Below are 14,911 nucleotides of genomic sequence, written 5' to 3' on the forward strand. Positions count from 1 at the left end.
CAAAGGTTAAGCCCTTATTCGTTTATAAGTTTTTTTAAATTTTACGGAAATCGATAATTATACTTAACTTTAATTAAGATTTGCAATCAAAAGAAAAGCGAGGTGAGTTTATGGAATTAAATTTTTAAAAACTTACTTAAGACATTGAATTACAACAGTTTAATTCGTTAGGTTCTACTCCCTTCGGCTCCACCGAAAAAAGACTCACATATTAAGTTATGTGGGTCTTTTGTGTTTAAAATGCTATTTTTAGTTAAATAATTTAGATTATTAGATGCAATTTTAGGCACTAAAAAAGTAACTAATCGTTTACCTAGCCATAAAAGTGGGATTGAGATTTTAAATGCACACGCGACATGCGTGCGCCAGCGAGGGCAGATTTTTACTTACAAAACCAGCCGATGGATCAACAGTTTAAAATGGAACCAAATACATAGCTGGCCATATTAATTAACTTTAAAATAATAATATGTCAAAATTAGATAAATATACTTTGCCCCATCGCTGGCGCACGCGTGCCGCTTAAATAAATAGTAAAAATGAAAATACAATGAGCGGCAAATACAAATTGATAATAAAAAGGGCGTATACCAAACTGTAGAGGCTATTTAGCATACCTAAACTACTAGCAAAAGAGAAGGAAAACTCTTGGAAATCCAAATACTTTCACATCCTAATGCCGAAACAATAGCAGACTCAAATCAATTATTAAATAAATAATTATGGAAATACAATATTTAAAATATTTAAGGGATAACCCGGTAATAAATGGTCCTAAATACATTTATAAGAGATTACCTATCAAACCAATTTCGTTGGAAGAAATTGCTCAATTGGAACAACTTTATAACAATAGGAACTCATTTCCTAGGGCATTAAAAGAATTCCTTTTTTTAGCAGGAGGAGGGTGCGATGTAGTTGATATGGGAACAAGTAAAACACAACAAGAGATGCAAGAGCATGTAAGGAGATGTTTAGTCCGTTATGGAAAGGCAATTAACAGACCTTTTTATGCCATAGATGTTTATAATCCGGGGGATCAAATGTTGTTTGTGTATTTAGATGAGGGTGAGAATCCTATTTTATGGGGTGCAGTTTATGGAGAACCTCTTGATGAATGGTTGTTATCAACAAATAGAACAATACCTCAAATGATACACGGTAAAATAGATAGAGTGAAGGCAGGGTATAATCCTTTTTAACAATTTCGAGTGTGAGCAATAACCATTTGTGTCTCACGATCTGACATTCAGATATTTGATATTAGTTATTTATGGTTGGTGTTGAGATTTTAAATGCATACGCGACACGCGTGCGCCAGCGAGGGGAATATACTGGCTCCACAAAAAAGAGGTTGTATCATAGACGGAAAATGTCATCCTGAGCCTGTCGAAGGACTCGTTAAAATTGGTTTAAATAGCGTTTCGATAAACTCAACGTGACAATATCCAGGGAAAAATTGATTTATGATACAACCCCTTTTTAGTTTAATCTAGCTTATATTATATTTTCCTTCCTGGATATTGTTGTAACGCAACTTCCAAACAATCCATTGCTGTATTTAAATCAGCAGTATTCAACACGTAGGCCATGCGAACTTCGTTTTTGCCAGAACCGGGTGTAGAATAAAAGCCAGTAGCTGGCGCCATCATCACGGTTTGGTTTTCATAGCTGAAATCTTCTAAAATCCACTGACAAAATTTGTCGGCATCATCAATCGGAAATTTTGCAACCACATAAAATGCACCCCCTGGATTAGGGCAAAAAACACCTTCAATGTTATTTAAACGGTTAACTAAGGTATCTCTACGTAAAGTATATTCAGTATTTACTTTTTCAAAATAACTATCAGGTGTATCAACAGCTGCTGCACCAGCAATCTGTTCAACCATACCCGGACTTAATCTCGCTTGCGCAAACTTCAATCCCGAAGCAATAACATCTTTGTTTTTAGTAATTAAACAGCCTAACCGAGCACCGCAAGCGCTATAACGTTTCGACACGGTATCCATAATCACCACATTCTCATCTAATCCATCCAAATGCATAGGCGAGATAAATTCCCTGCCATCATAGCAAAATTCGCGGTAAGCTTCGTCAGAGAATAAAAACAAATCATATTTTACACACAATGTTTTTAAAGCTTCTAATTCTTCTCTCGAATATAAATAGCCTGTTGGATTGTTAGGATTACAGATAATAATCGCCTTAGTCTTCTCGGTAATTAGCTTCTCAAATTCGGCAATTGGGGGCAATGCAAAACCATTTTCGATATATGATAAAATTGGTTTTACAACCACATTACTCATGCAGGCAAAACCATTGTAATTTGCATAAAAGGGTTCAGGAATAATGATTTCATCACCCTCGTTAACGCAAGTTTGCATGGCTATGGTAATGGCTTCTGAGCCACCAACAGTTACCAAGATATTTTCTGGCGTAATATTGTAGCCTAGCTTATTGTAATATTCTGTTAATTTTAAACGATAAGCCAATGTACCTTCTGAGGGGGTATATGCCCAAACATTAAAATCGATGTTTTTTATAGCATTTAACATTCCTTCAGGCGTTTCGATATCTGGCTGGCCTATATTGAGGTGAAAAACTTTTTTTCCATCCTGTTTTGCTCTATCCGCGAATGGAGTTAATTTTCTGATTGGCGAAGCAGGCATCTGCAGGCCTTTTTGTGAAATTTTTGGCATGGCACAAAAATAAAAAAGTCCCGATGAAATCGGGACTTTAACTATAATTTAAATTAAATATTATTTAGATGTAGCTGCAACAGTTTCGCCTTTAATGTAAAGCACTTTAATAGGTGTTTTAGCATTTGATGAAATCGTTACTGCTTTTGAAAACGGTGATGGACCTGCAGCTGCGTTAAAAGTAACTGAGATTACACCTGATTCGCCTTTTTTAATAGGTGTAGTTGTGTATTTTGGAACTGTGCAACCACAGCTTGCTTCTGCTTTTGAAATAATTAACGGCTCTTCACCCACGTTTGTGTATTTGAAATCAAAGGTAACAGGCTTATTTAAAGCGATTTTTCCGAAATCGTGAGTTTCAGATTCAAATTTAAATTCAGCTGGTTTGGCCTGAGCATTTGCCGCGATACCAAAACCTAAAACAAAAGCGAATAATACTAAGATCTTTTTCATGTTATGTTGAAATTATTTTTCAATTTTTATTAAAACAAATTTAATGTTTTCAGTTTAAAACAAAAACTATTCCAATTATATTTTCCCCTCCCATATATAATTTTACAATTCAAGATAAAGGCAAACTTTTAATTTTGTATATATTTGCCGCAACCAATATTTGATTATGATGCAGAATGAAAAATTTATAACCAACTCTATTGACCGTTCCGAATTAAGTTTTAACGATTTCAAAAGTATCGTTATCAATGATTATAAAATCGCCTTTGAAAGCAGACAAGCTAGTGTTTTAGGGCGTAGGGAAGTGTTAACAGGGAAGGCTAAATTTGGCATTTTTGGCGATGGTAAAGAAGTGCCGCAGGTGGCAATGGCTAAAGCTTTTAAAAACGGCGATTGGCGTTCCGGGTATTACCGCGATCAAACATTTGCATTTGCTACGGGTATATCTACCATCAAGCAATTCTTTGCCCAGTTATACGCAAATCCAACTGATGGGGCAGATCCATTTTCTGGCGGAAGACAAATGAATTGTCACTTTGCTACCAAATCTATCAATGAAGATGGAAGCTGGAATGATTTAACTCAAATAAAAAATTGCTCATCTGATATTTCTCCAACTGGTGGTCAAATGGCCCGACTGGTAGGTTTGGCTTATGCGTCTAAACTTTTTAGGAATAACAAGGAGCTCGACTATCTTAAAAATTTCTCTGTAAATGGAAATGAGGTGGCTTTTGGTACAATAGGCAATGCCTCAACATCAGAAGGTGTATTTTTTGAAGCCATAAATGCTGCAGGAGTGTTACAAATTCCTATGGCTATTTCAATTTGGGATGATGCTTATGGCATTTCAGTTCCGGCTAAATACCAAACCACAAAGGAAGATATTTCTGAAGTTTTAAAAGGTTTTCAAAGAGATGCAAAACAACCAGGTTACGAAATTTTTAAAGTAAAAGGATGGGATTATCCGGCTTTATGCGAAGTTTACGAGAAAGCTATTGCCGTTTGTAGAGAGGAGCATGTACCTGTTTTAATCCATGTTACCGAGCTTACGCAGCCCCAAGGACATTCTACTTCTGGTTCTCACGAAAGATACAAATCCAAAGATCGATTGACTTGGGAAAATGAGCATGATTGCATATTAAAAATGCGTGAATGGATGCTTGATTCGGCTGTGGCATCGGAAGAAGAAATTTCGGAAATAGAAAAAAATGCAAAAATATTCGTTCGCAATGCACAAAAAGAAGCATGGAACGAATTTTTGGATAGTATAAAACCAGAGCAAAAAAAGGTTGTCGATCTTATAAATGGAATGGTTCAACACCAACCAGAATTGGCAAAAATCGCTGCTCAATTGGCGGCAACGGCAGATGCGCAACGCCGAGAAGTGTTTACTTCTGCTAGGAAGGCTATTCGCTTATCAACAAAGTTTCCATCAGCAGAAAGAAATGAACTGCTAAAATGGTATAAGGCGCAAGAGGTCTTGAACCAAGAGAGATACAATTCCAAACTTCATACAGATGGTAAAGAAAGTCCCGACCAAATTGAAATTATAAATCCAATTTACGATGATCAATCTAAAATGGTTGATGGCAGGGAAGTGCTGAATGCTTGTTTCAATGAAAATTTTGCTCGCGATCAGCGACTGGTTGCGTTTGGGGAAGATTTAGGAAACATTGGTGATGTAAATCAAGGTTTTGCTGGCTTACAAGCCAAATATGGTGAATTGAGAATTACCGACACCGGTATTCGCGAAATGACTATCATGGGGCAGGGAATAGGTTTGGCCATGAGGGGATTAAAACCCATCGCTGAGATTCAATACCTGGATTATTTAATATTTGCACTGAATGTATTAAGTGATGATTTAGCATCATTATCTTACCGAACAAAAGGAATTCAAAAAGCACCAGTGATTGTACGTACCCGTGGACATCGTTTAGAAGGGGTTTGGCATTCCGGTTCGCCAATAAGCATGCTGTTAGGTTCTTTAAGAGGAATGCATCTGTGTGTTCCTCGTAACATGACTCAGGCTGCGGGGATGTATAACACGCTTTTCAGGGCTGATGAACCGGCAGTGGTTATCGAGTGCCTTAATGGTTATCGCTTAAAAGAAAACCTGCCCAATAATGTGGGCGAATTTACCATTCCGCTTGGCATTGCCGAAGTTTTAGAAGAAGGAACAGATATCACCGTAATCTCCTACGGTTCATCCTTAAGATTGGTTCAGGAAGCGGCAGAAGAATTGGCAACGATGGGTATCTCGGTCGAAATCATTGATCCACAAACATTATTGCCTTTTGATAAAACCAATATTTGTGCAAGCTCATTAGCGAAAACAAACAAGTTATTAATTGTAGATGAGGACGTGCCAGGTGGTGCATCAGCTTATATTTTACAGAAGATATTGGAGGGTCAGAAAGGGTATTTTAGCCTGGATGGCCAACCTAAAACATTGACGGCAAAGGCTCACAGGCCGCCATTTGGTTCAGATGGAGATTATTTTAGTAAACCTTCGGTTGATGATATTATTGAAACAATATATGAGATGATGCATGATGCCAACCCATCAAAATATCCTTCGATCTACTAACTTTCGTTAAAAAAAATGTAATATCCGCAGATTCGGAAAGAAATTATAGAATATTATTGATAAATCGGTTACTTTTGTAATAAAACAGTTATATTACGTAGTTAAAAGTCTATCATCCCTATACTATGCTTCCTATTTTTCAACTGCGCATCATTGATGCTATAAATTCTTCCTACACTTATCTTTCTTAAGGTATCAATATTTTGAGGAAGTTAACAACATATTCCAGCGTGAGTCGATTTTGTACGCCTACAGGTAGCAAGTTTTTGCTATTTACGTTGACCCTTTGTACACTCTTGTTCCCGTTGTTTTCGATAGGGCAAACTGCAGATCAGTACAAGAGACTGGATAGCTTACTGGCTAAAAATCAGAATTATAATCAGTTCGACAGCACTAAGGTTAAAATACTTACTGAAGTGTACCGACAATACATGCGCATGAAAGATGTAGATCGCATGGAAGATTATGCCGATCGTACGATACAGCTGGCACAGCAATTAAAACTTAGAAAGTTTGTTGCCATTACCTATTATCGAAGAGGTTTGTTTTATCATGGTCGAGCCAATTATGGTAAAGCTGAATCAAATTATCTTTCCGCGATAGCTGAATATAATCAGCTCAAAAATTTAGATATGATCGCGGGTACCTACTTAAACTTAGGAGCCATGTATGCCGGGATACCAGATTACGCCAAATCACTCGAGGTAAACCAAAAAGCGATAGCCATTTATGAAAAAATGGGCAACGAATCAGATATGGCGAGCTGTTACACCAACATCGCCAGTATATATCAGAATCTTGGAAAAGCCAGTCAATCGCTAATTTATCTCCAAATGGCGCTTAAGGTTTTTATGAAAGATGATGAAAGTGCGAGAGGTGTTTCTGTGGTCTATAATTTAATGGGTTCTGCCTATTTCGATGCTTCCAAGGAGGAATTAAACAAGATGGGCAACACAGATAAAGAACGTTTGCAAATTGCTCTTTTCAACTTTGAAAAATCTCTGGCCCTCGCCGAATCATTAAAAGATAATGGACTAATCGCATCAAATAAACGCAACATCGGCAACGTTTACAATGAAATGGGTGAAAATGATCTGGCCTTAAAATCTTATCAGAAAGCTATTCAAATAAGTCAGGTTGGTGACGATAAGAGTATGCATGCAGAGTGTCTATATGCGCTAGGCCACTTTTACCGCAAGCAGAAAGATTTTGATAATGCAATAGTGCTTTATTCGAGCAGCTTCGCGATAGCGAAAGAAAATAATTTTTTAGAGACAAAGAAGAACGCGGCGCTAGGTTTAAGTGATGTTTATGAAGTTTTGAATAATTACGATGAATCTTTGGCATTTTATAAGGAATATGTTTTAGTAAGGGATCAAATTTTTAACAGGGAAAAGGAACGGGAAATTACCCGTAGGCAAATGCAGATCGATTTCGGATTTAAAGAAAAGGACTATCAATTTAAACAAAAGATAACGGACATTGAGCTACAAAAACAGGTTTTATTAGCCAGGCAGCAGCAACAAGAGCTATTTTTAAGAAAACAGCAATTGATTTTGAGTGATAAGGAAAAAACACTACAGCGCTTTACCTTTTTGAAGAAACAAGCTGATCTGGAGATGGATCGGCAATTGCAAAAGAACAAGTTTGAAAGAGCAAAGCTGCAATCAAAGTATGAAACTTCGCTACGCGATAAACAAATAATCAAGCAGGAACAGCAAATCAATTTTGATTGGCGGGTAAAAATATTTCTTACAGCTGCAATTACGCTGGTGCTTCTGACTGCATTTCTTATCTTTTTAAATCAAAGGAAGACCACTCGGTTAAATATTATAATTAATACCCAAAAAAGGCAGTTAGAACAATTAAATAGAGTAAAAGATCGGATATTCAGTGTGGTGAGTCATGATATGCGAACACCTATAAATTCACTCATATCATTTATACAACTCCTGGAAGGTGGAAATATCGAACAAGAGAAATTAACAAAATATGCTTCATCTTTAAAAAATAACTTAAGTTATACTTCAACGATGATGGAAAATTTATTGAATTGGGCAGCCAGCCAAATGCAAGGCTTTAATCCACATTTGGAGGTGCTCAAACTTCAAGAGTTAGTGGTTGACGTGATAAAATCAATGCAAGATCATGCTCAGCAAAAAAATATTTCCATAACAAATCATATAAACGAGCAAGTAGAGTGTAAAGCAGATGCAAATATGCTGGCGCTCGTCATCCGGAACCTTCTAACAAATGCGGTTAAATTTACACCTCAAGGTGGTGAAATTACATTGAGTTCAATATCAAATGCGAATAATATTGAAATAAAAGTTGCCGATAGTGGTGTTGGACTAAGTTCTGGCCAAATCAATCATTTCAACAAATCAGAGTATTTGGCGACTGGTGAAAGTAGTTTAGGCACCAACAATGAGAAGGGGACTGGGCTGGGATTAATGCTCTGCCGAACATTTATAACCTTAATGGAAGGCCAAATAAGGGTAGAGCCAAATGAGGGCAGAGGAACTACATTTACAATAACCTTACCTAAATAATTATATTGGCTGCTAGTTAAATCTTAACTTCTTTCTGCTCACCAGAAGGAATCAGCAACTTATTTAGTAAATCTGGATAGTATCTTCTTATCTATTGAATTTTCCATCAATTCTTGTCTATTTGCCGAACTGATTGGAACTACAAAATTGAAATCTAAATGAACCTCATGGTTAGTTAATGTGGCAATATGGTTTATATTGATAATATATTGCTTGTGCACACGTGCGAAAATTTCTTTCGGAAGCTGTTTTTCCAGATTTTTTAAGCTAACCAAGATGATGTGTTTATCGCTGCTGGTAAACAGTTTGGAAAAGTCTCCCATACTTTCGATATAGATTACATCATCATATTTTAGCTTGCTTATGCCTTTGGTTTCCTTAAAATAAAAGAAATCTTTTTGATCATTTTTAGATTGGCTATGATCGGTTCCATCATTAATAAATTGCTTTTTTAACTCAAGGTATTCGATTGCTTTGTTTGTGGCTTTTAAAACTCTTTCAAATGTGGCTGGTTTCACTACAAAATCAATCGCATCTAAATCGTAGCTTTCTACCGCATATTCGCTATGCGAGGTAATGAAAATAAATAAGGGCTTTTGTTTAATAATCTTTAACAGGGCGGTTCCAGAGAGATCAGGCATGTCAATGTCAGAGAACACAATGTCGATATCAGTATTGGATAATATGCTAGCTGCTTCAATAGCGTTTGTACAAACCTTTACGATTTCTAATGATGGAATTTTTTTGAGGTGCATTTCGAGCGCATCTCGCTCAATTTCATTATCGTCAACGATAATACATTTATACAACATTGTTGGATTTATTAAATTTATAATAGTACAGGCTTAACACCGTATTGTTTTAAATATACTTCAAAATAATGTCGATTGATATAAAAATTTTTTAATAACCCTATTCGTTATTATTACTAATCTTATTTCTTATGTTTCTTTTCTCCTGTAAATTTTTTTTCTCCTGCTTTTATGGCTAATTCCAGATTATTTTCTTCTGGAGGGACCGGGCAGCGATAACCATCGCTGTAAGCACAATAAGGATTGTACGCTTTATTAAAGTCTACTTCTATCTTGTTATCGCTAATTTCTTTCGAACTCAGGTCGATATATCGGCCGCCACCGTAAGTTTCTACATTATTCGTTTCGTCGGTAAAGGGCAGAAAGAGTAAATCCTTATAAGCTGGGTTACTGGCCAAAGCAATGCTTTTATATAAAGTCATCGTTATGGCTTTACCATTTAAATTGAAATTAATTTTTGCATAGCGATAAAATTCCTTGCTCGTTCCATCGTATGTCGGCATTTTGAAAACCTTCTCATTTTTTAGAATCTCCACATCGGCTGAAATTTTATAACTGCTGTCTGCATCATAAAAGTGAAGATTTTGCAAATCGTTTTCTTTTAAGGGGGAATTGGATTCTTTTATAAAATCTTGTTTATATTTTTCGCGGTGTGTGCTAATTTGCTCCGAATAGGATTGAGCGAAAGAGTTTAAACCAAAGAAAAGAAATAAGATAGGAAGGAGTTTTATCATGATCTATCGTCAATATATGTTGTCAGTCTGAGCTTGTCGAAGACTTTTTAAGTGCTTTCAGGTTGAGTGTTAAGAAAGGAAGAAATCCTGGAATCAAGTTTATTATCCAAAGATTTCTCCACTGCGTTCGAAATGACGGCTTAAATCTAGATCACACTAACTTTATTTCTCAAAAACTGGTCTGCCAATACTAATGCTGCCATGGCTTCAACAATTACAACCGCTCTTGGTACCACACAAGGATCGTGGCGACCTTTGCCTTTAATTTCAGAAACCTCACCGGCTGCATTTATGGTTTGCTGATTGTGCATAATGGTAGCAACAGGTTTAAAAGCCACTTTGAAAGTAATATCCATTCCGTTGGAAATACCTCCCAGAATGCCACCAGCGAAATTTGTAGTCGTTTTAAATACTTTTGAATCAGCGGCTTTTGCTTGAGGAATATCGTTGTGTTGAGAGCCTCTTAATTCACTTCCGGCGAAGCCAGATCCATATTCGAAACCATGTACGGCATTGATGCTTAACATCGCTTTGCCTAAATCGGCATGTAGCTTGTCAAAAACAGGTTCACCTAAACCAGCCGGACAACCTTTAATCACACAGCCTATTTTACCACCAACGGTGTCACCATCTTTTCTAACGGAGTCGATAAATTCAATCATTTCATGAGCCGTAGCCGGATCTGCACAACGAACGATGTTTTCTTCCCGAATCTTAAGCAAAGCTGATAAATCGTTGCTTTCTAAATTTGGAGCCTCTATGGTTCCAACTGAAGTTACATGGGCGAAAATTTCGATCCCTTGTTGCTTTAAAAACAATTTAGCAATTGCACCTGCAGCAACTCGGGCAGCAGTTTCACGGGCTGATGAACGTCCTCCACCACGATGGTCGCGGATGCCATATTTTGCATCATACACATAATCTGCATGGCTCGGACGATAAACATCAACATTATGGCCATAATCTTTCGACCGTTGATCTTCATTTGGAATTAACAAAGCAATCGGCGTTCCTGTACTTTTCCCTTCGAAAATACCTGATAGAATTTGAACGGTATCACTTTCTTTTCTTTGCGTAGTAATTTTCGATTGACCTGGCCTGCGTTTATCCAGTTCAGATTGGATAAAATCCATGTCGATATCCAATTGCGCCGGGCAGCCATCAATAATTACCCCAATAGCAACGCCATGAGATTCGCCAAAGGTGGTAATGCGAAATAGTTGTCCGAATGAGTTGCCTGCCATTTTGTAAGTATAAAGTAGTTAGTATTTAGTCGTTAGGTTGATCTTTCTTAGTAAAAATGATTTTAAGTTGCGATTTTTGCATCCAGTCTTGATACTTTATACTAAATACTTTTAACTAAAAATCCAGCTTTTTTCAAATCCTCCCAAAAATAAGGATAAGATTTTTCTACAACTTGCATTTCTTCAATTTCTACTTCATCAATCAACAATGCAAGAGGTGCAAAAGCCATCGCCATTCTATGGTCTTCATAAGTTGCAATAGTAATCTTATTAGGAAAATGAAGTTCGTCGGTATTAAGTGTGTAAACCAGGTTGTTTTCAGTAAGCGTAACACCGATTTTAGCAAGCTCATTTTGTAATGCCGCAATGCGATCAGTTTCCTTAATCTTTAAGGTTTCCAAACCTGTAAACGACATATTTTTGCCTAAGGCTGCTGCGATGACAATAATCGTTTGCGCTAAATCAGGGCAGGTTTTTAAATCTAGAACCTGCGTTGTTTCCAACGATAAGCCTAAGTTGCTGATGGAAATTCCCTTTTCAGTTTTATCGGTAGCAATCCCGAAAATTTTCATTATTTTCTGAATTTGACTATCGCCCTGTAAACTTTTTTCTTTTAGGGCAGGCAAATCGATTTTAGCTTCATCAGCCAAAGCCGCAATGCTATACCAATAAGAGGCTGCACTCCAGTCTGGTTCAACAACCAATGTTCCTGGTTTAAATGATTGTGGTTTTATCGTAATAGAATTGCCATTCCAGGAGTGCTCAATACCAACTTCAGCCAACATATCCAAGGTCATATCAACATATGGCTTCGAAGTAAGTTCACCTTCTATTTCCAAAGTTAAACCCTGAGGCAGAATAGGAGCAATCATCAATAAAGCCGAAATATATTGGCTACTGATATCACCTTTAATCTTTACCTCTGCTGTCTTTTGATTCAAAGGACCAACAATGTTTAATGGCGGAAAGCCGTCGTTTTCTGCATAGGAAATATCCGCCCCTAAAGTTTTCAAAGCTTCTGCTAAGATTCCAATTGGGCGTTGTTTCATACGCTCGGTTCCGGTTAATAAAAAGTTTCCATTCTTGGCAGAAAGATAAGCCGAAAGAAAACGCATCGCTGTTCCCGCAGGACCAACATCTACTGTTTTAGATTCCTGGATTTCTACTTCTAACTCTTCTTCAAGATTATTAAGGATACCATTAAGTGTTACTGTATCAGCTGCGTTTGATAAGTTTTCTACCTTAACCAATTTTTTGCTTAAAGCGCTTATAATCAAGGCTCTGTTGCATTCGCTTTTCGAGCCTGTTAACTGGATTTCCGTATTAATATTCTTGGTTCCCTTAAAAGAAACTAAGGCATTTCTAGACATTTTATTCTGGTTTTATTCTCGATGCGTTATTTTTTTTGCTTGTCATGTTGAGCCCGTCGAAACACTATTAAAAGTTCTTCGACAAGCTCAGAATGACACTTCTTAAATACAACATCATTGTATTTTGTAATTGTAATTATGAGGATAAATGAATTCTAATGTTTTGAGCATTAAGATTGCTTCGTGCCTCGCAATGACGGATTGTAGAGGAATTAACGGTTAAGTATTTAGTTTTAACCTTTAAACCTAAGCCTCTACCTTATTTCGAAACTTCAGTATGTTGCTCAGCAGCGATTCCTTTTGCAGCTTTGCCAGCATTCATGATTTCAGTTTGTTTACGGATTGATTCACCGTGCATCAATTCTAAAAATTTCTCTGTAAAGTTTAAATCTAATTTCAAAGCCTTTGCAAAAGCATGACCTTTTTTAATGATGGCATCCCAACGGTTAACCTGTAAGATAGTTACTTGATTATCGCGTTTGTATTCACCAATTTTCTCTACAATAGCCATACGTTCAGCTAGTTTTTGCAATAGGATGTCATCAATTTTGTCGATGTTTTTACGCAGATCGGCAAGTTTATCAGCGAAAGCTTCATTTGGTGCTTCTGGCTCCCGAACAGTTAAACGATCAACCAATTCAGATAATGCTGCTGGCGTAACTTGTTGTTTAGCATCTGTCCAGGCTACTGATGGATCAACATGCGACTCAATCATCAAGCCTTGCATATCCAAATCCAACGCTTTTTGTGAGATGTATGGGATTAATTCACGGTTCCCGCAAATGTGACTTGGATCATTGATGATCGGTAAATCCGGGCATAAAGTTTTTAATTGAATAGCCAGTTCCCACATTGGTTCGTTACGAAAAGAACTTTTTTCGAATGAAGAGAAACCACGGTGGATTGCTCCAATTTTGGTAATGCCAGCTCCGTTAATTCGCTCGATAGCACCAATCCATAGTTGTAAATCAGGGTTTACCGGATTTTTAATTAACACCGGAACATCGTGACCTTTCAAAGCATCGGCAATTTCCTGAACCGTGAAAGGATTTACTGTAGAACGTGCTCCAATCCAAAGAATATCAACACCAGCTGCCAAAGCTTCTTCAACGTGTTTTGCATTGGCAACTTCAACAGCGGTTGGTAAACCTGTTTCGGCTTTAGCACGTTTCAACCACTCTAAACCAATGCTTCCAATACCTTCAAATTCTCCCGGGCGTGTACGTGGTTTCCAGATACCAGCTCTTAAAACGGATACTTTGCCAGTTGCAGCCAACAAGTGTGCTGTGGTGAGTAATTGTTCTTCAGTTTCTGCACTGCATGGTCCCGAGATGATTAATGGTTCGTTGTTAACGTTTAACCAAGTGTTTAATGGCTGGATGTTTAAATTAAGTTTCATGATTTATGGGTTGTTTTTTAGTCCGGATTCTGAAGTCCGAAGATATATTTTGATAGTTTTTTAATTTTTTTTTAATCGTAATTCGTAAATCTAAAATCGTTACTCTTCTACACTTTATCGTTTTTTTGATATTCGCCTAGAATATTAAAGTTTGAAGTATATTTTAATACTTTCCGAACTGCTTTGTCGTATTTTTCAGTGCTGGGCCATTCTAAATCAACGTAAAAATAGTATTCGTTTCTTTTCCCCAACACCGGCATAGATTGTATTTTTGTTAAGCTTACCTCTTGTTCTGCAAAGATGTTTAATACGGTTGCCAATGAGCCAGCTTTGTGGCCAACCTGAAAACAGATAGATGCTTTGTTTATTTTTTTGCCCTCATCGGTTTTGTCTTTCTTAAGAATCAGAAAACGGGTATAATTTTTTTTGTTTGATTCAACCCTTCGTTCTAAAATATTAAGGCCATATAACTCTGCTGCTAAACTATTTGCAATAGCCATTGTATCTGTTAATTTCTCCTCCTGGATACGTTTTGCGCAAGCTGCGGTGTCATTACTTTCAACGATTTTAATGTGTGGATAATCGTAAAAGAAATCAATGCATTGGCGGATGGCGATAGGGTGTGAAGTGACGATTTTAATATCTTCGAATTTTACCCCAGGCAAGGCCATTAAATGTAATTGGATAGGCAAATAAACTTCCCCAACTACTGAGAAGCCATAATCTCTGATTAAAGTGTAGTTTGGTAAAAGACTGCCAGCAATTGAGTTTTCGATAGCCATCACTACGAAGTCGGCATCATTTTTCTCTAATTTATCACAAGTTTCTTTAAAGGAATTGCATTCTACCGTTTCAATGTTTTTACCAAAGAACTTGTAGGCTGCTTCTTCATGAAAAGATGCTTTAATACCTTGAATTGCTACTCGTTTTGTCGTTTCCATTTTTGCGTAAAACAAAAAAGTCCCGGCTGTTTGCCGGGACTTTTTTATACATTTTAATATTGTTATCTATCATTTTGCATATTAGCCCCGGCTCTTACTAAAATAGTAAAAGTA

11 protein-coding genes are annotated in these 14,911 nt (G+C 37.0%); 3 read left to right on the plus strand and 8 right to left on the minus strand.

The window, feature by feature from the left end:
* The first annotated feature begins 722 nt into the window (after positions 1 to 722).
* Positions 723 to 1,202: an SMI1/KNR4 family protein gene (locus ACZZZC_RS09750; protein WP_463487094.1), complete on the plus strand. Its 480-nt coding sequence runs from the start codon at positions 723 to 725 to the stop codon at positions 1,200 to 1,202.
* A 300-nt stretch (positions 1,203 to 1,502) separates the two neighbouring features.
* Here the strand turns inward: ACZZZC_RS09750 and ACZZZC_RS09755 are convergent, their stop codons facing one another.
* Both ACZZZC_RS09755 and ACZZZC_RS09760 read right to left on the minus strand, forming a co-directional pair.
* A complete protein-coding gene (locus tag ACZZZC_RS09755) occupies positions 1,503 to 2,702 on the minus strand; it encodes a pyridoxal phosphate-dependent aminotransferase (protein WP_056850382.1) in 1,200 nt (399 codons plus the stop codon).
* Positions 2,703 to 2,762: 60 nt separating this feature from the next.
* Positions 2,763 to 3,155 carry a DUF1573 domain-containing protein gene (locus tag ACZZZC_RS09760; protein ID WP_056850381.1) on the minus strand — a complete coding sequence of 131 codons (393 nt, stop codon included), beginning with the start codon at positions 3,153 to 3,155 and terminating at the stop codon, positions 2,763 to 2,765.
* Positions 3,156 to 3,321: 166 nt separating this feature from the next.
* On the opposite strand from ACZZZC_RS09760, the gene ACZZZC_RS09765 reads away from it, so the two are divergent.
* Positions 3,322 to 5,745: an alpha-ketoacid dehydrogenase subunit alpha/beta gene (locus tag ACZZZC_RS09765; protein ID WP_463487095.1), complete on the plus strand. Its 2,424-nt coding sequence runs from the start codon at positions 3,322 to 3,324 to the stop codon at positions 5,743 to 5,745.
* A 230-nt stretch (positions 5,746 to 5,975) separates the two neighbouring features.
* Positions 5,976 to 8,297, plus strand: a complete 2,322-nt coding sequence (locus ACZZZC_RS09770; RefSeq protein WP_463487096.1) for a tetratricopeptide repeat-containing sensor histidine kinase — start codon at positions 5,976 to 5,978, stop codon at positions 8,295 to 8,297.
* A gap of 59 nt (positions 8,298 to 8,356) precedes the next feature.
* Here the strand turns inward: ACZZZC_RS09770 and ACZZZC_RS09775 are convergent, their stop codons facing one another.
* From ACZZZC_RS09775 to ACZZZC_RS09800, 6 genes are all read right to left on the minus strand, one after another.
* Positions 8,357 to 9,109: a LytR/AlgR family response regulator transcription factor gene (locus ACZZZC_RS09775; RefSeq protein WP_463485777.1), complete on the minus strand. Its 753-nt coding sequence runs from the start codon at positions 9,107 to 9,109 to the stop codon at positions 8,357 to 8,359.
* A gap of 122 nt (positions 9,110 to 9,231) precedes the next feature.
* Complete coding sequence (locus ACZZZC_RS09780; RefSeq protein ID WP_463485778.1) at positions 9,232 to 9,843, minus strand: DUF1684 domain-containing protein; 612 nt, start codon at positions 9,841 to 9,843, stop codon at positions 9,232 to 9,234.
* 146 nt (positions 9,844 to 9,989) lie between these two features.
* Entirely contained in the window at positions 9,990 to 11,087 is a 1,098-nt protein-coding gene (gene aroC / locus ACZZZC_RS09785) for a chorismate synthase (protein ID WP_463485779.1), read from the minus strand.
* A gap of 101 nt (positions 11,088 to 11,188) precedes the next feature.
* Positions 11,189 to 12,457, minus strand: a complete 1,269-nt coding sequence (aroA, locus tag ACZZZC_RS09790; protein WP_463485780.1) for a 3-phosphoshikimate 1-carboxyvinyltransferase — start codon at positions 12,455 to 12,457, stop codon at positions 11,189 to 11,191.
* Positions 12,458 to 12,716: 259 nt separating this feature from the next.
* Positions 12,717 to 13,856, minus strand: coding sequence for a chorismate mutase (locus tag ACZZZC_RS09795; protein ID WP_463485781.1), 1,140 nt, complete (start codon positions 13,854 to 13,856; stop codon positions 12,717 to 12,719).
* Positions 13,857 to 13,963: 107 nt separating this feature from the next.
* The gene (locus ACZZZC_RS09800; protein WP_463485782.1) at positions 13,964 to 14,797 is read right to left on the minus strand and encodes a prephenate dehydratase; all 834 of its coding nucleotides are present in this window, start codon (positions 14,795 to 14,797) and stop codon (positions 13,964 to 13,966) included.
* Between the last annotated feature and the right edge of the window lie 114 nt (positions 14,798 to 14,911).

This window comes from Pedobacter sp. AC212 (assembly GCF_979258625.1).

What these genes read in the sequence shown, in the direction of transcription:
- ACZZZC_RS09775 (WP_463485777.1), bottom strand. Translation starts at nt 9,109, where the DNA reads ATGTTGTATAAATGTATTATCGTTGACGATAATGAAATTGAGCGAGAT.
- ACZZZC_RS09750 (WP_463487094.1), top strand. Translation starts at nt 723, where the DNA reads ATGGAAATACAATATTTAAAATATTTAAGGGATAACCCGGTAATAAAT.
- ACZZZC_RS09780 (WP_463485778.1), bottom strand. Translation starts at nt 9,843, where the DNA reads ATGATAAAACTCCTTCCTATCTTATTTCTTTTCTTTGGTTTAAACTCT.
- ACZZZC_RS09800 (WP_463485782.1), bottom strand. Translation starts at nt 14,797, where the DNA reads ATGGAAACGACAAAACGAGTAGCAATTCAAGGTATTAAAGCATCTTTT.
- aroC (WP_463485779.1), bottom strand. Translation starts at nt 11,087, where the DNA reads ATGGCAGGCAACTCATTCGGACAACTATTTCGCATTACCACCTTTGGC.
- ACZZZC_RS09795 (WP_463485781.1), bottom strand. Translation starts at nt 13,856, where the DNA reads ATGAAACTTAATTTAAACATCCAGCCATTAAACACTTGGTTAAACGTT.
- aroA (WP_463485780.1), bottom strand. Translation starts at nt 12,457, where the DNA reads ATGTCTAGAAATGCCTTAGTTTCTTTTAAGGGAACCAAGAATATTAAT.
- ACZZZC_RS09760 (WP_056850381.1), bottom strand. Translation starts at nt 3,155, where the DNA reads ATGAAAAAGATCTTAGTATTATTCGCTTTTGTTTTAGGTTTTGGTATC.
- ACZZZC_RS09755 (WP_056850382.1), bottom strand. Translation starts at nt 2,702, where the DNA reads ATGCCAAAAATTTCACAAAAAGGCCTGCAGATGCCTGCTTCGCCAATC.
- ACZZZC_RS09765 (WP_463487095.1), top strand. Translation starts at nt 3,322, where the DNA reads ATGATGCAGAATGAAAAATTTATAACCAACTCTATTGACCGTTCCGAA.